The organism is Flavonifractor sp. An52, from assembly GCF_002159385.1.
GTDB classification, from domain to species: domain Bacteria; phylum Bacillota; class Clostridia; order Oscillospirales; family Oscillospiraceae; genus Flavonifractor; species Flavonifractor avicola.
The window spans coordinates 1-23,926 of sequence record NZ_NFIB01000022.1 but is presented as its reverse complement, the minus strand read 5'-3'; the positions used below and the strand labels follow the sequence as shown (position 1 = coordinate 23,926).

Genomic DNA, 23,926 nt, shown 5'->3' with positions numbered 1-23,926 from the left:
TGTTTCTTATGAAAGTTGTGTATTGGCGGCGGGGCACGGCTCTTCTGTCTGTGCTGGGCCTGCTTCTGCTAAGCAGCTGCTCCGGCTCCGGCCAGGACGAGTATCGCACCGTCCAGCCTGATACCGGCCCGGTGGAGTACCGGGTGGAGGATACCGGCACTGTGACCTATGCCGACAACTATACCATCGTCCCCACTGTTAGCGGTACCGTGACGGAGTGTACCTTCCAGGAGGGGGACACCGTAACGGCAGGTCAGACCCTGTACACCATTGACTCCGATGCCCTGGAGGATCAGATCGTCCAGGCCCAGCTGTCGGTGGACAGCGCCCAGGCATCCCTCAGCCAGGCCCAGGCCGCCTGCGCCGACCTGACGGTGGTCTCCCACGCCTTCGGCTCGGTGACGGCGGTGAACGTCCATGTGGGCGATATGATCTCCGCCGGCACACCGGTGGCCCAGGTGGTGGACAGCCTCAATCTGAAGCTCACCGTCCCCTTCTCTCTGGAGGATGCCGCCGCCCTTACCCCGGGCAGCGCCGCGGTGATCTCCTTCCCCGGCATGGCGGACACCCTCACCGGCACGGTGGTGCGGGTGTATGACACGCCGGTGGCCCTCAGCGGCAGCCGCACCGGCGTCAACGTGGAGTTCTCCTTCCGCAATCCCGGCACCCTGGCCAGCGGCGCCTCCGCCATGGCGTCGGTCAATGGCGTACAGTGCATGGAGGCGGGAACCATCGCCTACGCCACCGAGCAGGCCATCTACTCTGCCCAGTCCGGCCAGGTGCTTACCCTGTCCATCCAGGAGGGGGAGAGCGTCACCGCCGGCCAGACCATTCTCACCCTGAAAAACGACAGTCTCACCAACGCGGTGACCAACGCCTCTCTCCAGGTCCGCTCCGCCCAGACCTCCCTCTCCCAGCTCATGGACCAGCGGGAGGACTACACCATCACCGCTCCGGCGGACGGGGTCATCCTCTCCCGCACTTCCAAGGAAGGGGATCTGGCCTCCGCCGGCAGCCCCATGGCGGTGCTGGCCCAGCCTGAAGCCCTGTGCGTCCACGCCAGTATTGACGAGCAGTACATCGACCGGGTGGGTACCGGCCAGAGCGTATCCATCACCTTCACCACCGACACCGGGGAGCAGCGCACCTACACCGGCTCGGTGCGGCGGGTGGAGGACACCGGCGTCACCTCCGGCGGCGTCACCGACTACACCGTGGAGATCGCCCTGGACAACACCGACGGCCTGCGGGACGGCATGAACGTGTCGGTGTCCATTCTCACCGAGGGGAAGGAGAATTGCCTCCGTGTGCCCGTCAAGGCGGTGGACGGCGACACCGTCCAGGTGCTGCGCAACGGCAAGACCGAGACGGTCACCGTGGAGACCGGTCTCTGGGGCAGCGACTATGTGGAGATCCTGTCCGGGATCACGGAGGAGGACACCATCGTGCTTCCGTAAACAGAACAGCGCCTGCCGCGGCAGCGGCAGGCGCTTCTTTTCTCCAGATCTTAATCCAGGCTCCATTCTCCCTGGCAGCTGTTCACAAGGGCGGCGGCCTCCTCCGGGGTAAGGCCCTTGATGGAATAAGTGACGGCCACCGTGGGCTCCCCGTTGCGGAAATAGTGAACAGTGAAGGATTCGTATCGCCAGCCCGGGGTATCCCCCAGGTCATCGTCCACATAGCGGCCGAACCGCTGCTCCATTGCCTGGGGCGTGATCTCGTCCGGCAGCACGTCCGTGTCCAGCTGCTCACCGGTGTTGGAGTCCAGCAGCAGGGCTGCCTTCACGCTCACAGTGTCATACCCCCGGTACCACAGGATGCTCAAACTGTCCTCCACCTCGTCGAAATGCCAGTGGGCGCTTTCAAAGGTAAAGCCGTCGGGCAGGGCCGACCGGTCGGGCAGATAAGCGGCCAGCTCCTGCTGATAGGCCTCGCCCAGGGTCAGCTCCCCGCTGCCGTAGAGTCGGGCGGTACCCAGGTCCATATGCTGCCCGCCGGCGGGGGTAGTCAGGCCGTCGGCGGTAAATCCCTTGTGACCCACCACCAGATTGGTCAGCCAGGCGGCGATCCCCTCGTCTTTGCTGGTACAGGTAAAGTTCACCCCTATGGCGCCGTCAAAATAATCGGCATGGTAGGTGTATTCCTTGGTGTCGTCCCCATCCCGGTCATAATAGAGGGAATAGGTGGTCACCTTCATTCCGTCCACAGTCTCCACGCTGGCATCGTCATAGACCAGGTCACGGAAGGGTTCCCGGCCGGGCCACAGCTCCAGATACAGGGTATCCTCTCCCCGCTGACCGATGATCTCGATCCGCCAGGGGTTCCCCTCCCCGTCGTAGATCACCATGCCGCCCAGGCCGAAGCCGGTCCAATCTAACTGCCAAGGTACCTGATCGGTCCCCCCCAACACGTTGATGATCTCCTGGGCGGACAACAGCTCCATGAACCACCCCTCCGGATAGGCGTAGTCGCCTATCACGACGTCCGAGCCGGTACAGTCGGGGTAATGGTAATCATACCCGGGTACATTGGGGAAGCTGTGGGGCTGTCCTCCGAAGGCATCCTCCACCACCAGGGCATAGCCCCGCTCCGGGATGGTCTGTGTCACGGCAGGCGTGGCCGCCACCCCCGCCGTGGGGTCCGGCCCGGCCAGACTTCTCCCCTGCCACAGCTGCCAGCCGCCTGCCGCCGCCACCAGGCAGCAGGCCGCCAGCGCCCCCACCGCCAGAGCGGGTCGGGCTCTCCGGGGCCGCTCCCCCGCCAGCACCTTGTCCGCCAGCTCCGCCGGGGCGGCGATGCGATTCATATAGTCACGGTATCGGTTCATTCCAACTCTCCTTTCAGCAGGTCCCCCAGCTTTGCCCTGGCACGGGTGAGCCGGGAGCGGACGGTACCCTCCCGCCAGCCGGTCATTTCGGCGATCTCGGCGGTCTGGTACCCCTCATAGTAGTAGAGGTGCAGCACCGCCCGATCCCGGGCCGGCAGCGTCATGATGGTCTCCATCAGATTCTGCTCCTCCGGAGCGGCGGCGGGATAGGTGTCCAGCAGCGGGGCGGTGCGCCGCCGCCAGGGCGAGCGCAGGCGGCTTTTGCAGCCGTTGACGGTGACCCGCAGCAGCCAGGCCTTCTCATGAGCGGGGCTTTCAAACTCCGGCCCCTTCTCCAGCAGGCGCAGGAAGGCGTCCTGCACCGCGTCCTCCGCCTCATGGGCGTCCCCAAGGATGGCCAGAGCGGCCCGGTACAGGGTATTTTCATGGGTCTTGATCAGTGTTTCCAACCGGTTGGGGTCCATTTCCTCTCTCCCCCTTTCACCCTATATACGCTTTTAGACGGCAAATTGCTGCAATGGTAGCATAAAATAGGAACCAACGCAAGTTGCCTCAAGGCAAAAAACTATGGTATACTGAAAAAAACGCTTGGGAGGCCTGTCCTATGCAATTTTATCTCAGCGCCGACATCGAAGGAACCTGCGGTATTGCCGACTGGAAGGAGACCGAGCGGGGTTCCGCTTTCGATTATGAGCCCTTCCGCAAACAGATGACCGCCGAGGTGGCCGCCGCCTGTCAGGGCGCCCTGGCCGGTGGGGCGGATGGCCTGCTGGTGAAGGACGCCCATGACTCCGCCCGCAACCTGGACGCCGCCGCCCTCCCCCGTGAGACCCGCATTTTCCGGGGCTGGACCGGCGATCCCCTGTGTATGATGGCCGGCCTGAACCGGGAAACGTTTGGCGGCGTACTTTTTACCGGCTATCATGCCTGGAGCTCCTGCGGCGGTAATCCATTATCCCATACCATGACCACCGACTGCGCTCAGGTGCTGCTCAATGGAACTCCGGCCAGCGAGTTTCTCATCAATGCCTATATTGCAGGTTACTTCGGCGTACCCGTCTGTTTTCTGTCCGGGGACAAGGACCTGTGCGACAGCGCCCGGCAGCTCATCCCCGCCATTGTCACCGTCCCGGTGAATGAGGGTGTGGGGGGCGGTGTACTTTCCATGCACCCCAGCGCCGCAGTGGAAGCCATTCGGAAAGGGGCGGAGGAGGCCGTGGGCCGGGCGGAGGACTGTACGGTGCCTATGCCGAAACACTTTGAGACTGCCGTTACCTTCCACGACCACAAACTGGCCTACCGCCGCAGCTTCTACCCCGGCGCTTGCCTGAAAGACAGCCGTACCGTCTCCTTTGCGGCAAAGGACTGGTACGAGATGCTGCGCTTTTATCACTTCGTACTGGCTTAAGGAGGACCGCCATGTCAGAACAGACCGACCTGCGCCTGGCAGTGCTGATCGACGCAGACAACGCGCCCCGCTCGGCCTTGGGCGACATCATGGCGGAGGTGGCGGTATACGGCACCCCCACCATCAAGCGAATCTACGGAGACTGGACCACCCCCAACCTGGCCTCCTGGAAGGGCCCTCTGCTGGAAAACGCCATCACCCCCATCCAGCAGTACAGCTATACCACCGGCAAGAATGCCACCGACTCGGCTATGATCATCGATGCCATGGACATCCTCTACACCGGCCAGGTGGACGGCTTCGTGCTGGTGAGCAGCGACAGCGATTTCACCCGTCTGGCCGTCCGGCTGCGGGAGGCGGGCAAAAAGGTCTACGGTATGGGAGAGCGGAAAACACCCAATCCCTTCATTGTCGCCTGCGATAAATTTGTTTACATTGAGGTCATCCGGGCGGCAGCGGAGCAGGCCAGGGCGGAGGAAGAAAAACCCAAGGCCCAGAAGCCCCAGAAAAAGAAGGAAGCTCCCGCACAGCCTCCAGAAGCGGAGCACAAGGTCCCCCAGGCGGTGGTCAAGCTCATTGCCGAGTCGGTGGATACAATTGCCGATGAGGACGGCTATGCCGCTCTGGGCGAGCTGGGCAATCTGCTGGTGAAAAAGCAGCCCGACTTCGACCCCCGGAACTTCGGTTTTTCCAAGCTGTCCAAGCTGGTCAAATCCCTCTCCCGCTTTGAGGTGGATGTGCGTCCCACCAGCCAGCCCAACGTGACCCACATCCTGGTACGGGATAAACAGAGCAAATAAAGAATGTCGTCCATATTCTTCCACGGGAGGCTGCGAAATTCACAGCTTCCCGTGGCTTTTTTTGTGCATTTTTCAGAAAGACAGAAGCAGTCCCATAGGGTATAATATTCCGGACCCAATGCGCCGGGCAGTACGGATCTTTTTTCCGGATTCTGCGTCCGTTTTGTCTGACTCGTTGGTATATTTCCCGCATAGCAGGGTAAATTATGATCAAAACATCCCTGTCACAGAGGCATTAAAGAAATGTCTTTGATTTTATGGCAGGTTATGTTATAATGTATACGTATTGGAGCGCTCTGCCGCAGGCAGGCGTTTGCAGATGCTTTATGGTGCCGGTCTGATCCGGCCTTGGATGCCGCCGGCGTGGGTGTGTTCCCCGGCGGAAGGAATAGAGGGTTGCATTTTGACAAAGTATGTGATTCACGGCGGGAAACCGCTTTTTGGAGAGATCGACATCAGCGGCGCAAAAAACGCCGCTGTTGCCATCATCCCCGCCGCCCTGTTGGTGGACGGGGTATGCCGCATTGAAAATCTGCCTCAGATCAGCGATGTAACGCTGCTGCTCAATATTTTGCAGGAACTGGGCGCCGACGTGCGTACGGTCAACCGTACCACCGTGGATGTGGACTGCTCCCACATCCGCAACGCCCGGGTACCTGAGGAACTGGCCCGCAAGATCCGGGCCTCCTACTACCTGATCGGCGCTCTGCTGGGCCGCTTTGGCTCCGCGGAGGTTCCCCCGCCCGGCGGCTGTGATTTCGGCGGCCGGCCCATCGACCAGCACATCAAGGGTTTTGTGGCCATGGGGGCCAACGTGGACGTCCGGGGCGGCTATATCCATGCCAAGGCCTCCAATGGCCGGATGAACGGCACCCAGATCTATCTGGATATCGTCTCCGTGGGCGCCACCATGAATATCATGCTGGCCGCCGTGCTGGCCGACGGCATGACCATCATTGAAAATGCCGCCAAGGAGCCCCACATTGTGGACCTGGCCAACTTCCTCAACTCCATGGGCGCCGAGATCATGGGCGCCGGCACCGACGTCATCAAGATCCGGGGCGTGGAGCGGCTGACCGGCGGCACCTACTCCATCATTCCCGATCAGATCGAGGCGGGCACCTATATGACCGCCGTGGCTGCCACCGGCGGCGAGGTGCTCATCAGGAACGTGATCCCCAAGCACCTGGAGTGCATCACCGCCAAGCTGCTGGAGATGGGCGTGGACGTGGAGGAGCGGGACGACGCCGTGCTGGTGCGCCGCACCGGCAAGCTGACCCGTACCAACGTCAAGACCCTGCCTTACCCCGGCTTCCCCACCGATATGCAGCCCCAGATCGCCGCTGTCCTCTGTCTGGCTGAGGGCACCAGCGTCATCACCGAGGGCGTGTGGGACAACCGGTTCCGTTATGTGGACGAGTTCCGCCGCATGGGAGCTCAGATCCAGGTGGACGGTAAGATCGCCGTCATTGAGGGCGTGGAGAAGTTTACCGGCGCCCGCATCCAGGCCTGTGACCTGCGGGCAGGCGCGGCCATGGTTATTGCCGGACTGGCTGCCCAGGGCACCACAGAGATCGGCCACATCCACCACATCGAGCGCGGCTATGAGGACATCGTCCGCAAGCTGTCCGGCGTGGGCGCCGACATCCGTGTGGTGGTCACCCCCGACGAGGACAAACAGGCCCAGGTTGGATAATCAACATAAATCTTATGCAGGCGGGGGAACTCCCCCGCCTGTTTTTTCTGGAAAGGAGCGATTTTGTGCTTCAACTGTGTACCCTGGCCAGCGGCTCCAGCGGCAACAGCCTGCTGGTCAGTGACGGCGCCACCCACATTCTGGTGGATGCCGGCATCTCCTGCCGCCGGATCACCACCGCCCTGAAGGGGCTGGGCGTCGACCCCGCCAGCCTGTCCGCCGTGCTCATCACCCATGAGCACACCGACCATATCTCCGGTCTCACCACCCTGACCAAACAGCGGAAAGTGCCGGTGTACGCCAGCCGGGGCACCGGTCGGCAGCTGTGCTACCGCATCGCCTTTCTGGAAGAGGTACTTCACCCCTTCACGCCGGGGGAGTGCTTCTCCATCGGCTCCATCGACATTGAGACCTTCCCCACCCCTCACGACGCCGCCGAGAGCACCGGCTACGCCCTCTCCGCCGGCGGGCGGAAGGCGGCGGTGGTCACCGACCTGGGCCATGTAACAGAGGCGGTGGAGGCGGGCATCCGGGGCGCCAATCTGCTGGTAGCCGAGGCCAACCATGACGTGGAATGGCTCCGCTCCGGCCCCTACCCCTACTTTCTCAAGGACCGCATCCTGGGCGACCGGGGCCACCTGTCCAACGAGGCTGGGGCTGCCCTGGTGTGCTCCGCTGTATCGGCAGGCGCCTCCGCCGTGGTGCTGGCCCACCTGTCCCACGAGAACAACACCCCGGAGCGGGCCCGGCAGGTGGTGGGGGATTCCCTCACACGCATGGGAGCCGTTCCCGGCCGGGACGTACTGCTGGATGTGGCTCCCCGCAGCGAGCCGGGACGGAGGTACACCGTATGAAGGGAATTTCCATCCACATCATCTGCGTGGGCAAGCTGAAGGAGAAATTCTACATAGACGGAGCGGCGGAATATGTCAAGCGGCTGGGGGGCTACTGCAAGCTCCAGCTCACCGAGCTGCCCGAGGAGCGGCTGCCCCAGAACCCCTCCCGAGCCCAGATCGACGCCGCCCTGGAAAAGGAAGCGGCAGCGGTGACCGCCAAGCTGCCCAAGGGCGGGGCACTGGTGGCCCTGTGCGTGGAGGGCCAGCTTCTCTCCAGCGAGAAACTGGCCGCCCGTCTGGAGGGATGGACGGGCCAGGGCAAAAACACCCTGACCTTCCTCATCGGCTCCTCCTACGGGATGTATCCTTCCCTGAAAGAAAAGGCCGATCTGCGGCTGTCCATGTCCCCCATGACCTTCCCTCACCACCTGGCCCGGGTCATGCTGCTGGAGCAGATCTACCGCTGCTTCAAGATCGTGGAGGGCTCCGGGTACCACAAGTAAAGAGCAGGAAATTTTTTGCAGCTTACGGCGTAAACTCCCAAAAAACAGGGTAGATATACCGGTCAGTTTGTGCTATAATCACAAGCGCAGAGATGTGCTTTTGCTGAAATTGAGGTATTGGAGGTAATTCCCATGGCTTATCGTGATGTATATGAAAAGTGGCTGAACAGTCCCGCTCTCAGCGAGGCGGAGAAGGAGGAACTGCGTTCCATCTCCGGCGACGAGAAGGAGATCGAAAGCCGCTTTTTTGCTCCTCTGGAGTTTGGTACCGCCGGTCTGCGCGGCACTATGTGCGTGGGCCTGCATCAGATGAATATCCACGTCATCCGTCACGCCACCCAGGCTTTCGCCGAGGTCATCAAGGCTGAGGGCCCCGAGGCGGTGGAGCGTGGCGTGGCTGTGTGCTACGACTGCCGCAACAACTCCGAGACGTTCGCCCGTGAGACCGCCTGTGTCATGGCGGGCAACGGCATCAAGGTCCGTCTGTTTGACGCCATGCGTCCCACCCCCGAGGTGTCCTTTGCCGTGCGGGAGTACCACTGCATCGCCGGCGTCAACGTGACCGCCAGCCACAATCCCAAGGAGTACAACGGCTACAAGGTCTACTGGCAGGACGGCGCTCAGCTGCCCCCCCACCACGCCTCCGCCATTGCCGCCAAGATGGAGGAGCTGGATCTGTTCGACTCCATCCAGCGCATGGACTATGACGAGGCAGTAAAGGCCGGACTCATCACCCTCATGGGCGAGGAGACCGACGAAAAGTTCCTGGCCAATGTGATGGGCCAGGTCAACGACAAGGCCGCTGTGGAGAAGGTAGCCGACACCTTTAAGATGGTATACACCCCCTTCCACGGCACCGGCTACAAGCTGATCCCCGAGGCTCTGAAGCGTCTGGGCATGAAGCACGTCATCTGTGTCCCCGAGCAAATGGTTATTGACGGCAACTTCCCCACCGTGGTCTCCCCCAACCCGGAGAATCCCGAGGGCTTCTACCTGGCTGTGGATCTGGCCAAGAAGGAAGGGGCCGACTTCATCCTGGGCTCCGACCCCGACGCCGACCGCGTGGGCATCATGGTGCGCAACGACCAGGGCGAGTACATCACCATCTCCGGCAACCAGACCGGCGTGCTCCTGCTGGACTACCTGATCGGCGCCAAGCAGCGCACCGGCAAGATGCCGGACAAGCCGGTGGCCCTCAAGACCATCGTCACCACCGAGATGGCCCGCAAGGTGGCCGAGACCAACGGCCTGGCCTGCTACGACACCTTCACCGGCTTCAAGTTCCTGGCCGAGAAGAAGGACAAGCTGGAGAACGCCGGCGAGGGCAAGGTGATCTTCGCCTACGAGGAGAGCTACGGCTATATGCTGGGCGACTACGTCCGGGACAAGGACGCCGTCACCGCCGCTCTGGCCCTCACCGAGATGGCCGCCTGGTACGCCGGTCAGGGCATGACCCTGTACGACGCCCTCCAGAAGTGCTATGAGAAGTACGGCTTCTACGGCGAAAAGACCCTGAACCTGGTGATGCCCGGTCTGGACGGTCTGAAGAAGATGGCCGACCTGATGGCCGGTCTGCGGGAGCACCCCCCGGTGGAGATCGCCGGCGTGGCGGTGACCCAGCAGAAGGACTACAAGGACGGCTCCGTGGTCAGCGTGGCCGACGGCAGCAAGAGCACCATGGAGCTCTCCGGCTCCAACGTGCTGCGCTACGAGATGGCCGACGGCACCAGCCTCATTGTCCGTCCCTCCGGCACCGAGCCCAAGGTCAAGGTGTATATCCTTGCCAACGGCGCCACCAAGGCGGAGGCCGATGAGAAGGTAGCCAAGTATGCCGCCTGGGCCGAGCGCCTGAAGGGCTGATTTGAAATGCAAAAAGCCGCCCCCGCTTCACGCGGGGGCGGCTTTTTTGATGGTTACTGCACCACTACCATACGGACCTTGCCGCCGTTCTCCGGCGTGCGGTCGTAGTAGATGGTGATGTTGTCGGAGAAGGCCCGGGCCTGATTGAGGGCATCCATGGGGTCCTCCGCCGTAAACCACTGCTTGGTTGTCTTGTTGTAGCACACCACGTTGTCCGAAATGGGCAGCACCATGTCGGTGGTGGTCACCGTCTTGGCCTTCATGTCAAAGGCGCTGCGGCGTACGCCGTCCAGCTCCTTCAGGAACACATAACCGGCAATTTTGTTTTTATCCTGAAGGGTATTCAGAGAGGCGACCACACCGCCTACCGCGTTGCGGGGTACTTCCACGCCGCCCACCAGTTCCAGCTTGGTCTCTCCATTCTTGTCCGAGGTGGTCACAATTACAGTGGAGTTCACAATCTCTCCCATGCTGGAGGGGGTAGTCATGGTACCCTTGCTCATGAAGCCATAGGTGTACAGATCGCCGGTCACGTCGTTCAGTACCAGCACATTGTACCGGCCGGCATAGTCCTTGCTGGCATACAGGATCTTGGAGGCGGGTACGCTGACGGCGGTAATCTGGCTGTACTTAACGGGCTGGAGCTTGCTGCTGCCCACCTTCTCGTACACCGCTACGTTGTCAGCCAGGGGTGTGCCGCCCAGAGTACGGGCAGCCACATCCAGCTTGCCGGTGACCCCGCTGGAGGAGCCGCCGGTGAGGCGGGTCAGGGTGATCTGGCCCAGCTTATAAGAAGAGACGGTGACCAGTTCACCCATCATCTTCTCTGCACTGTCCCCCCGGTAGGAGGTTTTGCCTTCCACCTTGCCCAGAACGCTGTCCAGCAGCTGTACCACAGCCGTTCCATCCTCGGCAATGCTCTCCACATAGCCCACTGCGTTGCCCTTGGCAGCAGCGGTAGTAACCGCACCGGCCACCTTGCCGTCGCTGGTAAGCAGCAGAGTCAGGGTATCCCCAATCTTGAAGTTGCGCAGATCCTCCACCGCACAGGGCAGCACCGGCAGTTCCTTTCCCATGACCCAGATCTTGGCCGGAGTATCGGTATTGGGGTAGACGTTCTCATACATACCGGTGAGCCGCAGGTCCGAGATGTTCATGACCTTAGCGCCGCTGTCATAGGTGGCCACGTCATACTGACGGATGTCATTGACGGTGGCGGGCATCCCGTTCTTGTAGATCTGGTAATTGCTCTCCCCCTTGGTCAGGGCAGTAAAGGGATTGCCGGAGGGTACGTTCCGGGCCACCATAGCGGTGTCGGAGGCGGAGGCGGAGCGGAGGAACAGATAGTCCACCTTGCCCTCCGCCGTGTAGTAGAAGGTGGCGGGGGTGCCCGGCTTCAGATCCTGCCACAGCTCCTCATACACCTTCTTCTCACCGTCCTGATAGACGGTGGTCTGGGGAGGCAGCTCCAGGGTCTCGCCGCCGGTGAGGCGTGCTTCGTTGTAGGCCCACTCAGCCACGTTGACCGCCCGGCTGATGATGTTCTCCTTGGGCTGGAAGGCCAGCAGCTTGTCGTTCTTGTCCAGCACCACGTCGCCCTGCATTCCTTCCAGGTTCTCGTCCAGCCCCGCCCGGTCGGTCTTGTAGGTTCCGGTGGTGGTCTTGACCGCAGTGTTGGAGCCGGCCAGGGTGGCGTTCACATCCAGCAGGATACCGCCGTCCTCCACCTTGCAGCCCAGGCCGGTGAGGTAGAGGCTGTCGCTGCCCTTGGTCTTGGCAAAGAGCAGATTGTAGAACAGAATGGCGGCCTGGCCGCGGGAGATGGTGGAGGCTCCGGTCAGGTTCAGTTTATCCAGCAGTCCGGCGGAGCTGGCCAGTCCCATATAGCCGTCGTACCAGTTGAGGCCGCCGGCCACATCGCCGTCGCCGTAGCCCAGCACCCGCATGAGGATGGTGACTGCCTCGCCGCAGGTAATGACCCGGTCGGGCTGGAAAGAGCCGTCTCCCACGCCCATGATCAAGCGGGTACCCGCCGTGGAGCTCTCTCCATCGCCGCCGGCGGAGCCGCCCACCGTGATGGAGGCGGCCAGATTGATATAACCTCTGGCCCAGTAGGTGGAGCTGACGTCGGTAAAGATGGTACGGCTGCGCTGGGCAGGCTCCTCGTCGCCCCGGCCCATAATCTCCACCGTCATCTTGCAGAATTCACCCCGGGTCAGGGTACCCTGGGGCCGGAAGGCACCGCCGCCGGTACCGTTCACCACGCCCAGCAGACGCAGCATCTCAGCGGCGTTGGCCTGGTCGGGATCAGTGATGTCTGTAAAGGCCGAATTGCCGGCCGCAGAGGCGGAGGGCACTACCAACATACTTACCAGCAGCGCCACCGCCAGCAGGGCGGAAAGCCAAGTTCTCTTTTTCATGATCTCACTCCTTTAGTCTGCCCGCAGGGCCTCCACCGGCTGGAGACCAGAGGCCTTGATGGCAGGATAGAGGCCAAAGGCCACGCCCAGGGCAACGGAGATAAAGAAAGCGCCCACCGTTATCCCGGCGTTGGGTATCAATATGGTGTGGAAGGATATTTTCCCCACGATTAACGTGCCGATATAACCCACGATGATGCCAAAGATACCGCCGATGCCGCAGATCATACAGGCCTCAATGAGGAACTGGGCGATGATGCTCTTGCGCTCAGCACCGATGGCCTTGCGGATGCCGATCTCCCGGGTACGCTCGGTGACAGTGACCAGCATGATGTTCATGATGCCGATACCGCCTACCGCCAGAGAAATGGCGGCGATACCGCCCAGGAAGCGCTGCTGCATCTGATCCTGCTCCTTACCCTCCTCCTGCATCTGGTTGGGGGTGGTGACGCTGTAATAACCGCTGTTGGGGTCGATAAGGCCCTGAAGGAAGCCCTTGAGCAGCGTGATAGCCCGGGTGGTGGACTCGGAGTCCTTGGCTTTGGCCACAAAGGTATCCATGCTGGTCTGGCCGTTGAGCACCCGGTTCATGGAGTAGGGCAGCACGATATAGCGGTCCATACCGGTCATGTTGTTGGGGTCTTTTTCCTGATAGACTCCAATGACCTCAAAGGGGATGTTGTTGATGGTGATGGTCTGGCCCACCGGATTCATGTAGTTAAAGAGGGCGTCCGCCATCTTGGAACCCAGCACACACACCTGGTTGTAGTTCTTCACATCCAGGTAGGCAATGTCTCTGCCCTTGGCCAATGTAAAGTTGTTGCACAGGGAAAACTGCTGGTTGCCCATCACCACCTGGGGAGATTCCTCCCAGGGGGTATTGTAGTTATCCAGGGTCTTGGCGCCGTACTTGATGACGGTCTGATTGTACATCTGCACCACCGGGGTGACGCCCAGTACATACTCGTCCAGCTCCATACAGTAGTCGTACAGCTCATCGGATACCTTCTCGCTGTTCCAGCTGCTGGCCTGGATGTTGATGATGTTGGTGCCCAGGCTCTCATAGAACGCCCGCATCTGCTGGTTCTGGCCCTGGGCATAGGACACCAGGATAATGACGGCGGCCAGGCCGATGATGACGCCCAGCATGGTAAGGACGGAGCGGGCCTTCTTGGCCGCAATGGATTTGACCGCAATCTTGAACGCCTGGGTCAGATTCATGCGAAGGCCCCCTCTCTGTCCCCGTCATAAATGATGTGTCCGTCGGAAATCCGCACCACCCGCTGGGCGGTGGAGGCGATGCCGTTGTCGTGGGTGATGAGGATGATGGTGGAGCCCTCCTCATGGAGCCCGTGGAGAATCTCCAGCACGTGCTTGCCGGTGCGGGAATCCAGGGCGCCGGTGGGCTCGTCGGCCATGATGATGGGAGGCTGGGTGGCAATGGCCCGTGCAATGGCCACCCGCTGCTGCTGACCACCCGACATCTCGGTGGGCTTGTGCTCCGCCCGGTCGGCCAGCCCCACCCGCTCCAGGGCGGCCTCCACCCGGTCCCAACGCTTGGAGGCGGGTACCCCCTGATAGATCAGGGGGAGTTCCACGTTCTCCCAGGCGTTGAGGGCGGGAATCAGGTTGAATCCCTGAAAAATAAAGCCGATCTGCTTGTTGCGGATGTGGGCCAACTGCCTATCGGTCAGCTCGGTCACGTCCACCCCGTCCAGGTGGTAATCCCCATAGGTGGGGATATCCAGACACCCCAGGATGTTCATCAGGGTGGACTTGCCGGAGCCGGACTGGCCGATGATGGCCACGAACTCTCCCCGATCCACCGTGAGGCTTACCCCGTCCAGGGCCCGGACCTCGCTCTCCTCCCCTTCATGGTAGATCTTGAAGAGGTTTTTTACATCGATCAGCATATCAGCCACCCCAACTGTCGGCATTCTGGGTGGCGTAGCCGATAAACACCTTGTCGCCTTCGTTCAGGCCCCGCTTGACCTCCGCCCGGCTGGTATCGTTGATGCCGATCTCCACCGGCACAGCCCAGAAGCCCTCGGGACACTCCCAGGCGGGATCGGGCTCCAGAATGGCATTGGCGGGGGCCTCCTTGGACTTGACAAAGACGATGGTGCCGGTTTCCTCATCGGAGGAACCGCCGCCCATACCGCTACTGGCGCCGCCGCCCGCGGAGATACCCGGACCGGGCATGACGACCACGCCCAGCTTACGGGCGGAGACACCGCTGTTGGAATACCGCTGCGGCACTGCCACCGCGCCGCCGCTGACAGACATATTGCCGTCTATGATCATGCCGCCGTCGTCGATAATCACATTTCCGCCGTCAACGGTCCCGCCGTCGTCGGGCAGGATCTCACCGTCAATCACGCTGCCGTCATCGGGCAGGGTCTCGCCGTCCATTTCGCCGTCCATACCATCCTCTCCGCCGTTCTCGGCAGGGGGAGCATCCATATTGTCGGGCAGCGTCACATTGTTGAAGCTGACGTACTTCACAGCGGCAACAGGCACGGTGAGACAGTTGTCCGACTGGCTGGCCACGAAGGAATAGCTGACGTAAGTACCGGGGATCATGGAGCCGTCAAAGTTGTCCACCGCAACCACCGCCGGGATGGAGGCCACGCCGTTTTCTCCGGAGGCGGTGAGGGAAACGCTCTGCACCACGCCCATATAGGGAGTACCGTACTGATCCAGATCCACCATCATGCCCACCTTGACGTACTGGGCATTGCGCTCGTCCACGCTGATTTCCACCGTCATCTGGGAGGTATCGGCAATGCTGATGCCCTGGCCGCTCTGTACCTCCTCACCCTCCATGAGGCTGCAGGACAGAACTGTACCGGCGATGGGGGCCACGCCGTTATACTTGCTCAGCTCGTCATTGGCCTCCTTCAGCTTCTCCTGGGCGGCCTTCAGGGCCTCCTCCTTGGCGCTAATCTCCTGATCGGAGTCCTTGGCTCCCAGCTGGACCAGCACCTGGCCCGCCTTCACGTCGGCATAATTCAGCAGTCCGAAGCTCTCTACCGGACCGGAGGCCTTAGCCTTCACCACGGTAGTCTCATAGAACTCCAGCTTGCCGTTCTGATAGGGGTAGATGGGGGTGCCGTCGGCGGCGGTGAGGGAGGCGGAGGCCTCCATCCCCTCGGTGAGGGTGCCGGGATTGTCCAGCACAAAGACCACCTCAAAGTGGGTGGCACCCTCGGGAGAGACAAAGCGGACCTTGTTGATCTTCTCCACCGTACCGGTGCGGCTGCCCATGATGGAGGGGATGGTGATCTGGGCGGTCTGCCCCACCTTGATGCTGTCCTCATAGGCATAGCTGTAATAGAGGGAGATGCGCAGCTTGGTGTCGTTGACGATGGTGGCGATGGTGTCGCCCTCGTTCACCGTATCTCCCGCCTTCAGGTTGGCCACCTCCCGCAGGTTGCCGGCATGAGGGGCCTTGATGGTCAGCTCCCCGATCTTTTCATAGACCGCCTGGAGCTGCTTCTGGCAGTCGTCCACCGTCTCCTGGGCAGCCTTGACGGCCTCCCGGGCCGCGGTGTCGTCCATACGGTAGAGGGGTTGGCCCTCGGTGACCTGGTCACCCTCCTTCACATAGAGTTCCAGGATGGTACCGGTGCCCGGTGTAACAGTGGCCGATTTGTTGGCCTTGGCCATGCCGCTGCCTTCCACCTTCACCTGGATGGACCCCAGCTGAACGGTGTCGGTCATGGCTTCTCCCAGTCCGGTCTGATCCTCCCGGAATACAAAGTACCACAGAGCAAAGACAATTCCGGCAATTACCGCTGCGGTAATGAGCAGGCCCACGATCAGCTTGACCTTACTGCGGCGCTTTTTCTTTCTGGGGCCGGAAGGCGCCCCAGCCGGCGGCGTTTGGCCCGGAGCGGGCCGCTCGAGCACAGGCGTCTGTTGATCCGTCATATTGAACTCCTCCTTATGCACTTCCTTGTTCACTGCCATTCTAGCATACCGGGTAAGGTAAGCAATGACAAAGCAATGACAAATTCTTAACAAATCCTTAAGTTTCCCAGTCGACTTTAGGTTGGACATCCGCCAGCACCAGTGTATGCCCTTCCGCAGGAAATCTCCGCCGAAAACCGCCGCTCCTTTCTTTGGTATACGTTTCCTTTTTACAGACGTTTTCCGTCTGAAAAGGTTCCATCTTGGAAGAAAAGCAGGCGGCGGAAGGTAATCCTTCCGCCGCCTGCTTTCGGTTAAAGTTCAATCAGATAGCGCTCATACCCGTTGATCACTCTGGTCTTGCCGTAGCGCTGTTCCCGCTGGATGCTCCGGCCGTAATTCAGATGGGTGTGTCCATGGAGATGGAGGGCGGGCTGATACTTGTCCAGCATCCGGTTAAAGGCCCGGAAGCCGGTATGGGCCAGGTCGGTGCAGGGCACCATGTCCTTGCCCGGCGCATGGGTCAGCAGAATATCAAATCCCTTTTTAAAATACAGCTTTGGGGACAGCCGTATGGCCCGCAGATTCATCTCCCGGTCGGTGTACTGATGGGGGCCCTTCTTATAGCGCATGGAGCCCCCCAGGCCTACGATACGCAGGCCCTGATACTCATAGTACTGCCCGTCGATACAGGTGCAGCCCAGAGGCGGGTCCTTTTCATAGTGCCCGTCGTGGTTCCCATGGACATAGAGCACCGGGCAGTGGGCAAAGGTAGCCAAAAAGGACAGGTAATGGGATTTCAGGTCCCCGCAGGAGAGGATCAGGTCCACCCCCTCCAGCTTATCCGGCGTAAAATAGTCCCAGAGGGCGGGGGACTCGTAGTCGGCTACAGCCAGAATCTTCACTTCAGCCCAGCCTCCTCAAAGCCCTGAACCCGCATCCACGCCCTGGCCCGGTCGGTCAGCTCATCCGGTTTGGGAATGGACCCCTCCACATAGCTGGACAGCCAGTTCATGGACAGGATCTGCTGGGCGGGCAGGGGTCCGTCGTCGCCGTACACCACATGGCCCTGCTGGTTCATCAGCACCCCGTAGAAGGGGTCCAGCCGTTCGGCCCGGATGGCGTCCCGCAGCACGCCGGCCAGACGCCGGGTGCCGGCGGGCAGGCGGCGGGAACAGAGCACATCCACGATTTTCTGGTTCAGACCCCACCAGTAGCTGATAGCGCTGCTGCCCCGGCTCTCCTTCTTCCAGCTGCCGTCCAGTACCCGCCGCACCAAGCTCTGATAAAATCTTCCCCAGTCGCAGTGGATCATGGCCAGATTGTGCAGCTCCCTTGACCGGGGCCCGGCGTTAGCGGCCAGCCGGTCCAGGTAGTCAATATACACGATGCCCTTGGCCCGGAGGCTGTCAATGCCCCCGCCCTCCTTCAGGCTGTTCCAGGACAGCAGCACCCGGGCATTGGCGTTGACCATTCTGGCCCCCTGGGCAAATGCGTTGATGCTGGCAATGGTGCCGAAGGTGGGGTAGTCGGCCACATAGCCGATCCATCCGCTGCGGGACAGGGTCCCGGCAATGGCGCCCTTGATAAACTTGGCCTCATACATCCGGGGATAGTAGGTCCGCACCGAGGGATAGGAGTTGTTGAGGGAGCAGTTGAAAAATTTCACCTCCGGATGACGCACGGCCTGCTTCACGCTGGGCAGCAGCAGAGAGGGATCGGTAGTAAAGATCAAGTCCGCCCCCTTGGCCACCGCATCGTTGATGGCCGCCTCCGCCGCCTGCTCAGTGACGGCATTTTCATAGGAGAGGGTATAGAGCTGGTCATTCATGGTATCCTCCAGCAGGTAGCGGCCGCACTCATGCTCATAGACCCAGCGGGAGGTATCGCTGCTGCCGGCGTGGATGAAGGCGGCGCACAAACGCTCGCCGATGGGATGGAAGGGGAACAGGGGCTTTTTCACCGTGTCCTCCAGCATAAGGGTCACCCCGGCGTTTTCCAGCCGGTTGCGTACCTCCTGCCGGATCATGGGCAGTTCCCGGGCAATCTGGGTGGACAGCTTGCCCTGGGAAGCCTGATAGCCAAACAGCTTCACATATACCAGGAAAGCCAGGGAGATGTACTGCTGATCGGCATTCTCCCGCAGACAGGCATCCCGGAACATATAGTAAAAGGAGCGGAAATCGTGGATCTCCTCCGCGCTCCACGCTTCCCGGCTGGGCCGTCCCATGGCCTCCATCAGCTCCCGGTACTCTCCCGGCCGCCGGAACACCAGGAAATTCAGCCCTGTCATCTGGTAGAAGTTGAGGAACTCGTAGTAGGCGGTCACCTCCGGGTCGTCGGAAGGCCGGGGTAAAAGCCGGGTGACCACCGCCGGAATGGTGATGGCCCCAAAGTATTTCAGCACGCTCACCCGCTTGTGGCCTTCCACCACATAGAAGCGGTTGAGGTATTCCACCGCTTTGATGGGGTCCCGGATTCCTTCATTCAGGTGGGCCTGACAGAGGGACGCCCACTTGCCTGCAAACTCGCTGTCAGCCTCCAGGGCGGGATAAAAGCCGGGGGAAAAGCTGTTGCGCCGCAGCTTGTTGCAGGTACCCACGATGAGCTCGCTGGGCACCTCCACCACGCCCAGGCTCTCCCGCCGCATGGCCAGTTCCTCCGGATCGCCGGGCAGCACCTGCAGGCCGGTTTCCTCCCCCCGGGCTGCCGCCGCCTTGATCTCCTTTTGTCCCAGGCGGAGCGCATTGTGGTATTCCTCCAATACGGGCATATCCGCCGTCCCCCTTTCCAGTTGGTTCTTTCTTCTCTCCCAACAAACTACCACGACCGAAACAAAAATACAATCCCTTTCTCCTTCCGGCTTCTGGTTTTTGGTGGTAATAACATACAAAAAAGGAGCGCTCCGGTTGAAGAATGGCCCAAGCCGTGCTATAGTATTACCTGTTGGGCAGACCCTGGGCGGTCTGCCGTTCACCCATCCGCCCTAATCTATCCGCACCGGCCCTGCCGGTGCGTACCATAAAGGAGATTTTCCTCATGAACGAACGCAATACTCACAAGGGCACTGTTCCCTGTCATACCTGGCGCATGACCCGTGCTCAGGAAGAGGACCTGTACTACAAGCGCCCCGCGGTTCCCGGCCGCCGTCCCGCCATCGTGATGCCCGAGTCCCTGTTGGTTCCCAAGACTCCCGCAGAGCCTGCTACCGCTCCCGTACCCCAGGCCGCCCCTGTGGCGGCCGAGCCCGTGCCCAGCATCTTTGACCTGCGCATGGAGCAGTATGGGGACGAGCTGGCCCGGCTGTACCGGGAGCAGTTCCACGGCGACCTGGCCGCCTGGGACCGTCTGACCACTCTGCTGCGCCAGAGCTGGGAGAACCGCCGGGAGGAGCTGTGCGCTCAGGACCAGCGCCGGACCGCCGACGCCGGCTGGTACTGCCGCCGGGATCTGCTGGCCATGGCCGTGGACGCCGCCGGCTTTGCCGGTTCCCTGGCCGGGGTGGCGGACCGCCTGCCCTACCTGAAGGAGTGCGGCGTCAACTTCCTGCGCCTCAACGGTAACGGCAGCCAGGAGGAGCTGGCCGCTCTGGCCGACGCCTGCCGGGCCCAGGAGATCCTGCTGGCCCTGCCTCTGAAGGCCGACGCTCCCCAGGACGCCGCCTCCTTCCACGCCTGGATCGAGCAGCTGCTCTGCCTGGCCGATCTGGGTGCAGACGCCATCCGCCTGGGTGACCTGTCCCGCCTCCCCCACAGCGTGCTGCGGATGGCCCGCCTCATCTGCCAGCTGGTGTGCCCCGGTGTGCTGCTGATGGGCAAGGCCCCCGCCCACGGCGAGGCCCCCTACTTTGGCAGCGAGGACAAGCCCGAGTGCCATCTGCTCTGCCGGAACAACGGCGCCCTGCTGTGGAACACCCTGGCCACCGGTGACGTGTCCCTCCTCCGCCACGAGGTGGAGGGTTCCCTGTCCTCCGCCGGTCTGTTCCTCAACCGGCTCCACGGGGATAGCGGTCTGGACTGGGCCCTGGACTACAACTGGCTGAAAGAGCACTGCGGCACCGACGAGAATGCCCATCGCCAGTACCTCAACGACTGGGCCACCGGCAAGTTCCCCGGCAGCAACAGTCGGGGCGAGCTGTGCCGTGAGGGCAAGGTGTGCGGCACCACCGCCTCCCTGTGCGGCGTGGAAGCCGCCGACTATGAGCAGGACAGCGTCAAGCTGGAGCAGGCCGTGGCCTGCGACCTGCTGCTCCACGCCTTCCTGCTCACCCAGAGCGGTATGCCCCTGCTGACCTGCGGCGACGAGGTGGGCCAGCTCAACGACTACAGCTGCCACGAGGACGCCGCCCGGGCCGATGACGCCCGCAACCTCCAGCACGGCCCCTTCCAGTGGGAGCTGGCCGCCATGCGTGACAATCAGGAGACCCGCCAGGGCAAGCAGTTCCAGGGTCTGCGCCGCCTGGAGCAGCTGCGCGGGGCAGAGCCCGCTTTTGACGTCCGGGCCAATGTGTGGACCTTCGACACCGGCAATCCCCATGTGCTGGGTCTGGGCCGCTGGTATGAGGGCCGCAAGCTGGTGGCACTGTTTAACTTCAGCGGCGACTTCGTCACCGCCGGTGCCCCCGAGGGCGGCGCCTTTGATGAGCTGATCTACGGCGGCCACTATGACGAGATCGGCCATGTGGAGCTCTATCCCTACGGCTTTGTCTGGCTGCTCCAGCAGGAAGCCTAAAAAAACATACAAAACGGACCGGGAACTCAGGTTCCCGGTCCGTTTTTTCTTTGGTCACCGTTCCGGCAGCGTCCGGACAGTCTTCTCCAACAGCTCCAGCAGCAGGGGCATCTGTTCCCGCTCGGGCAACATCAGCCGCACCGCCCGGCAGTCCAGGCCCACATAGCTCTCGCAGCTGACAGTGAGCAGCCCCTCCCCTATCAGGTGGCGCTGCAAATGGAAGGTGCGGTCCTCTGTCTCCACATAGAGCATGAGGATGGGGGTACTCTCGCAGGTGGCCGCCGCCCGGAGATTGCGTCCATACCGCTTGTTGTACCTCTCTATAGCTGCCAGCAGTTCCCTCTTGCTCACAATCACCGGCTGAATGCCAAAGGGGTCCTCCGGCCGCTCGAACTTGGTCTCCAGCACGGTCTGGGCCAGCACCCGGGCGATGCCGTTGCTGTTGAAGGGCAGCACCAGCTTCTCCAGCTGAGGCAGCAGACCGCTCTGGGTGGAGCTGACCCCGTAGCCCAGCCGCACCCCGGCCATACCCCACCCCTTGGAGAAGCTGCGGGTCACAATCAGGTTGGGATGGCTGGGGATCAGGTTGATGGCGCTGGCGGAAAAGGGCAGGTACTCGGCATAGGCCTCGTCCACCACCAGCAGCTTTCCCCACTCCTCCGCCCGCCGGGCGATGCGGGCGATGTCCTCCAGACTGACCGGCAGGCCGGTGGGGTTGATGGGATTCTCCACGATGAACAATCCATACTCCGCCGACATCTTGGCCAGATAGTCGTCCACATGGAAGCGGTAGCCGTCGGAGCGGTCCAGATAGCAACACTCGTACACCGAGCCGGTGCAATTCACATGGTCCACATAGGCTGTGAACTGTGGGGCGTGGCCCAGCACTTTCTTGCCTCTGGTGAGGCACAGCAGATTCAGATTGCACAGGATGTCGTAGGAACCGTTGCCCAGGGTGATGTTGTCGGCAGTGAGCCACCCCTCCCCCACCCCGTTGCCCCGGTACCAGTTGGCCAGAGCCTCCTTCAGGGTGCCGCCGTGGGGATAGTATTTGATCTCGGCAAAGTTGCCTCCGTGGGCCTCCGTCCGCTGCTCAAAGGCGTGGAGGCGCTGGAAAATGCAGTTGCCCAGCAGATCGGCGTTGACCCCCAGGGAGCAATCCAGCTTGATATCCCCCTCCGGCAGGCTGCCTGCATAGTCCTTTGAAACGTAATCCCGCACATAGGGATTGATCTCCAGATGAAACATCCCGCTCCCCCCTGTTACAGCTTTTTCCTGTCTGTGCTTTCAGGATAACACCGATTCTTTTTAAAGGCAAGGTCCATCCTGACAGCGTCTCTGAGGATGACCCGCTGTTTCCACCCCGGTCCAGTGCTTCTGATACACTATGCAGCTGGCAGATTGTTTTCCCCGCTTAATGGGCCTAGAATGGGATTGTATAAAACCATTCTTAACGGAGGTGCCTATGATGAGAAAACGCTTGCTATCCCTCGTGCTTACCCTGTCCCTTTCCCTCTCCTTGTGCCTCACACCTGCACTGGCAGCCGCCGGGCTCTCCAACTTTACCAAGAGCAAAACCTATACCCCTGGCCAGTTCACCGATGTGGCCTCCTCTACCTGGTACACCTCTGCCGTCCAGGCCGCCTATGAATACGGCCTGATGCAGGGCTCCAGCGACACCACCTTCAATGTGAACGGCAAGCTGACCATTGGCGAGACCGTCGCCATCGCCGCCCGTCTCCACGCCACCTATCAGGGCAATGGATACACCTTCACTGCCAGCGAGCCCTGGTATCAGACCTATGTGGATTACGCCCTGACAAACGGCATCTGCCAGGCCTATCCTGACTACACCGCCGTCATCAGCCGCGCCTCCTTCGCCATGATCCTGACAAATGCCCTTCCGCCCGAGGCGCTGACCGCCATCAACACGGTGGAGGAAAACGGTATTCCCGATGTGCCCAGCGACGCCAACTACCATGACGCCGTCTACCTGCTCTACCGGGCCGGCGTCCTCTCCGGCACCGATTCCACCGGCACCTTTGCCCCCTTCAACCAGATCACCCGGGGTGAGGTAGCCGTCATTCTGTCCAGCATGGTGGACCCCTCTCTGCGCAAGTCCTTCACCCTGAAGGCAGTGGTGAAGCCCACCTCCCTCACCCTCAGCGCCCCCAACTTTGTGGTGGATGCCGGCGCCAAGCAGACCCTGAAGGCCACTGTGGCCCCCGCCAATACCACCCTGCCTGTGACCTGGTCCTCCTCCAACACCAACGTGGCCACCGTGGCCTCTGACGGTACTGTCACCGGCGTCACCCCCGGCACCGCCACTATCACCGCCAAGTGCGGCTCTCTTACCGCTACCTCTGTGGTCACCGTGCAGAAGGTTCCCCCCATCGGCAAACCCACAGGCTTCTACTTCACCCGCAACAGCGTCAACGGCATCACCCTCTCCTTTGACGGGAAAAACAACTCCGGCAAGACCATCAATTACTACACCGTCCATGTGACCTTCCTGGACCCCATCGGCAATCCCGCCTACGACGAGATTACCCACAAGGCTACCGCCTCTGTGCGCTATGTGGGACCCGTTTCTCCCGGAAGAAGCATCCTTGTTTACAAGCTGATGGGCTATGTGCCCGCCTGCGACGCCATCCGGATCGATACCATTGACCTGGAATATGCCGACGGAACGAAGGAAACCATCGTTTATAACCAGACGACCCATCGGGAGGAGCACTTCTGATCCCGCTTCCCTATTCCCTTCCCCCAAAAGAAAGCAGCCCCCTGCGCCAACTGGCGCAGGGGGCTGCTTTCTTGTTTTGGTGGTACCAAAGACAACCCCCGGCTAAGCCGGGGGTAAAAAATAGCTTAAAGCGAGGAGAAGAGTAGAAAAAGAAAAAACTCCCTGATAAGGTAGAAGTGGTTTGCCGACC

At 61.4% G+C, this 23,926-nt stretch carries 18 protein-coding genes; 9 read left to right on the top strand and 9 right to left on the bottom strand.

Features of this window, described 5'->3' with window-relative positions; all coding sequences use genetic code 11:
* Nucleotides 1–8: 8 nt before the first annotated feature.
* Nucleotides 9–1,457, top strand: a complete 1,449-nt coding sequence (locus B5G06_RS09500; protein WP_087188843.1) for an HlyD family efflux transporter periplasmic adaptor subunit — start codon at nucleotides 9–11, stop codon at nucleotides 1,455–1,457.
* Between the two features lie 50 nt (nucleotides 1,458–1,507).
* Here B5G06_RS09500 and B5G06_RS13865 read toward each other — a convergent pair whose 3' ends face one another.
* Both B5G06_RS13865 and B5G06_RS09490 read right to left on the bottom strand, forming a co-directional pair.
* On the bottom strand, nucleotides 1,508–2,827 hold the full coding sequence (locus B5G06_RS13865; protein ID WP_143382732.1) for a hypothetical protein: 1,320 nt from the start codon (nucleotides 2,825–2,827) through the stop codon (nucleotides 1,508–1,510).
* Complete coding sequence (locus tag B5G06_RS09490) at nucleotides 2,824–3,291, bottom strand: RNA polymerase sigma factor (protein WP_087188842.1); 468 nt, start codon at nucleotides 3,289–3,291, stop codon at nucleotides 2,824–2,826. The genes B5G06_RS13865 and B5G06_RS09490 overlap by 4 nt, the downstream gene beginning before the upstream one ends.
* A 140-nt stretch (nucleotides 3,292–3,431) precedes the next feature.
* Between B5G06_RS09490 and B5G06_RS09485 the strand changes: the two genes are divergently transcribed.
* From B5G06_RS09485 to B5G06_RS09460, 6 genes are all read left to right on the top strand, one after another.
* Entirely contained in the window at nucleotides 3,432–4,235 is an 804-nt protein-coding gene (locus B5G06_RS09485) for a M55 family metallopeptidase (RefSeq protein ID WP_087188841.1), read from the top strand.
* Nucleotides 4,236–4,246: 11 nt separating this feature from the next.
* On the top strand, nucleotides 4,247–5,035 hold the full coding sequence (locus B5G06_RS09480) for an NYN domain-containing protein (RefSeq protein ID WP_087188840.1): 789 nt from the start codon (nucleotides 4,247–4,249) through the stop codon (nucleotides 5,033–5,035).
* 403 nt (nucleotides 5,036–5,438) lie between these two features.
* Nucleotides 5,439–6,731 (top strand): UDP-N-acetylglucosamine 1-carboxyvinyltransferase, encoded by a 1,293-nt coding sequence (locus tag B5G06_RS09475; protein ID WP_087188839.1) that lies wholly within the window; start codon nucleotides 5,439–5,441, stop codon nucleotides 6,729–6,731.
* A gap of 65 nt (nucleotides 6,732–6,796) precedes the next feature.
* Nucleotides 6,797–7,585, top strand: a complete 789-nt coding sequence (locus B5G06_RS09470) for an MBL fold metallo-hydrolase (protein ID WP_087188865.1) — start codon at nucleotides 6,797–6,799, stop codon at nucleotides 7,583–7,585.
* Nucleotides 7,582–8,070 carry a 23S rRNA (pseudouridine(1915)-N(3))-methyltransferase RlmH gene (gene rlmH, locus B5G06_RS09465; RefSeq protein WP_087188838.1) on the top strand — a complete coding sequence of 163 codons (489 nt, stop codon included), beginning with the start codon at nucleotides 7,582–7,584 and terminating at the stop codon, nucleotides 8,068–8,070. Before B5G06_RS09470 ends, rlmH begins: the two co-directional genes overlap by 4 nt.
* Nucleotides 8,071–8,202: 132 nt before the next feature.
* Entirely contained in the window at nucleotides 8,203–9,930 is a 1,728-nt protein-coding gene (locus tag B5G06_RS09460) for a phospho-sugar mutase (protein ID WP_087188837.1), read from the top strand.
* A 53-nt stretch (nucleotides 9,931–9,983) separates the two neighbouring features.
* Here the strand turns inward: B5G06_RS09460 and B5G06_RS09455 are convergent, their stop codons facing one another.
* From B5G06_RS09455 to B5G06_RS09430, 6 genes are all read right to left on the bottom strand, one after another.
* Nucleotides 9,984–12,350: an S-layer homology domain-containing protein gene (locus B5G06_RS09455; RefSeq protein ID WP_087188836.1), complete on the bottom strand. Its 2,367-nt coding sequence runs from the start codon at nucleotides 12,348–12,350 to the stop codon at nucleotides 9,984–9,986.
* Between the two features lie 12 nt (nucleotides 12,351–12,362).
* Nucleotides 12,363–13,571, bottom strand: coding sequence for an ABC transporter permease (locus tag B5G06_RS09450; protein WP_087188835.1), 1,209 nt, complete (start codon nucleotides 13,569–13,571; stop codon nucleotides 12,363–12,365).
* Nucleotides 13,568–14,263 carry an ABC transporter ATP-binding protein gene (locus B5G06_RS09445; protein ID WP_087188834.1) on the bottom strand — a complete coding sequence of 232 codons (696 nt, stop codon included), beginning with the start codon at nucleotides 14,261–14,263 and terminating at the stop codon, nucleotides 13,568–13,570. Before B5G06_RS09445 ends, B5G06_RS09450 begins: the two co-directional genes overlap by 4 nt.
* A gap of 1 nt (nucleotide 14,264) precedes the next feature.
* On the bottom strand, nucleotides 14,265–16,283 hold the full coding sequence (locus tag B5G06_RS09440; RefSeq protein ID WP_087188833.1) for an efflux RND transporter periplasmic adaptor subunit: 2,019 nt from the start codon (nucleotides 16,281–16,283) through the stop codon (nucleotides 14,265–14,267).
* 293 nt (nucleotides 16,284–16,576) lie between these two features.
* A complete protein-coding gene (locus tag B5G06_RS09435) occupies nucleotides 16,577–17,167 on the bottom strand; it encodes a metallophosphoesterase family protein (RefSeq protein ID WP_087188832.1) in 591 nt (196 codons plus the stop codon).
* A complete protein-coding gene (locus B5G06_RS09430) occupies nucleotides 17,164–19,035 on the bottom strand; it encodes a BMP family ABC transporter substrate-binding protein (protein ID WP_087188831.1) in 1,872 nt (623 codons plus the stop codon). The genes B5G06_RS09435 and B5G06_RS09430 overlap by 4 nt, the downstream gene beginning before the upstream one ends.
* Nucleotides 19,036–19,301: 266 nt before the next feature.
* On the opposite strand from B5G06_RS09430, the gene B5G06_RS09425 reads away from it, so the two are divergent.
* Entirely contained in the window at nucleotides 19,302–20,993 is a 1,692-nt protein-coding gene (locus B5G06_RS09425) for a hypothetical protein (protein ID WP_087188830.1), read from the top strand.
* Between the two features lie 54 nt (nucleotides 20,994–21,047).
* On the opposite strand, the gene B5G06_RS09420 is transcribed toward B5G06_RS09425, so the two are convergent.
* Entirely contained in the window at nucleotides 21,048–22,241 is a 1,194-nt protein-coding gene (locus B5G06_RS09420; RefSeq protein WP_087188829.1) for an aminotransferase class I/II-fold pyridoxal phosphate-dependent enzyme, read from the bottom strand.
* Between the two features lie 220 nt (nucleotides 22,242–22,461).
* On the opposite strand from B5G06_RS09420, the gene B5G06_RS09415 reads away from it, so the two are divergent.
* A complete protein-coding gene (locus tag B5G06_RS09415; RefSeq protein ID WP_158094688.1) occupies nucleotides 22,462–23,736 on the top strand; it encodes an S-layer homology domain-containing protein in 1,275 nt (424 codons plus the stop codon).
* The last annotated feature ends 190 nt before the right edge of the window (nucleotides 23,737–23,926 follow it).

Excerpts from the sequence above, each read along its gene's own strand:
- B5G06_RS09440 (WP_087188833.1), bottom strand. The coding sequence starts at position 16,283 with ATGACGGATCAACAGACGCCTGTGCTCGAGCGGCCCGCTCCGGGCCAA.
- B5G06_RS09420 (WP_087188829.1), bottom strand. The coding sequence starts at position 22,241 with ATGTTTCATCTGGAGATCAATCCCTATGTGCGGGATTACGTTTCAAAG.
- B5G06_RS09415 (WP_158094688.1), top strand. The coding sequence starts at position 22,462 with ATGAGAAAACGCTTGCTATCCCTCGTGCTTACCCTGTCCCTTTCCCTC.
- B5G06_RS09460 (WP_087188837.1), top strand. The coding sequence starts at position 8,203 with ATGGCTTATCGTGATGTATATGAAAAGTGGCTGAACAGTCCCGCTCTC.
- B5G06_RS09430 (WP_087188831.1), bottom strand. The coding sequence starts at position 19,035 with ATGCCCGTATTGGAGGAATACCACAATGCGCTCCGCCTGGGACAAAAG.
- B5G06_RS09450 (WP_087188835.1), bottom strand. The coding sequence starts at position 13,571 with ATGAATCTGACCCAGGCGTTCAAGATTGCGGTCAAATCCATTGCGGCC.
- B5G06_RS09455 (WP_087188836.1), bottom strand. The coding sequence starts at position 12,350 with ATGAAAAAGAGAACTTGGCTTTCCGCCCTGCTGGCGGTGGCGCTGCTG.
- B5G06_RS13865 (WP_143382732.1), bottom strand. The coding sequence starts at position 2,827 with ATGAACCGATACCGTGACTATATGAATCGCATCGCCGCCCCGGCGGAG.
- B5G06_RS09425 (WP_087188830.1), top strand. The coding sequence starts at position 19,302 with ATGAACGAACGCAATACTCACAAGGGCACTGTTCCCTGTCATACCTGG.
- B5G06_RS09490 (WP_087188842.1), bottom strand. The coding sequence starts at position 3,291 with ATGGACCCCAACCGGTTGGAAACACTGATCAAGACCCATGAAAATACC.
- rlmH (WP_087188838.1), top strand. The coding sequence starts at position 7,582 with ATGAAGGGAATTTCCATCCACATCATCTGCGTGGGCAAGCTGAAGGAG.
- B5G06_RS09480 (WP_087188840.1), top strand. The coding sequence starts at position 4,247 with ATGTCAGAACAGACCGACCTGCGCCTGGCAGTGCTGATCGACGCAGAC.
- B5G06_RS09445 (WP_087188834.1), bottom strand. The coding sequence starts at position 14,263 with ATGCTGATCGATGTAAAAAACCTCTTCAAGATCTACCATGAAGGGGAG.
- B5G06_RS09485 (WP_087188841.1), top strand. The coding sequence starts at position 3,432 with ATGCAATTTTATCTCAGCGCCGACATCGAAGGAACCTGCGGTATTGCC.
- B5G06_RS09500 (WP_087188843.1), top strand. The coding sequence starts at position 9 with ATGAAAGTTGTGTATTGGCGGCGGGGCACGGCTCTTCTGTCTGTGCTG.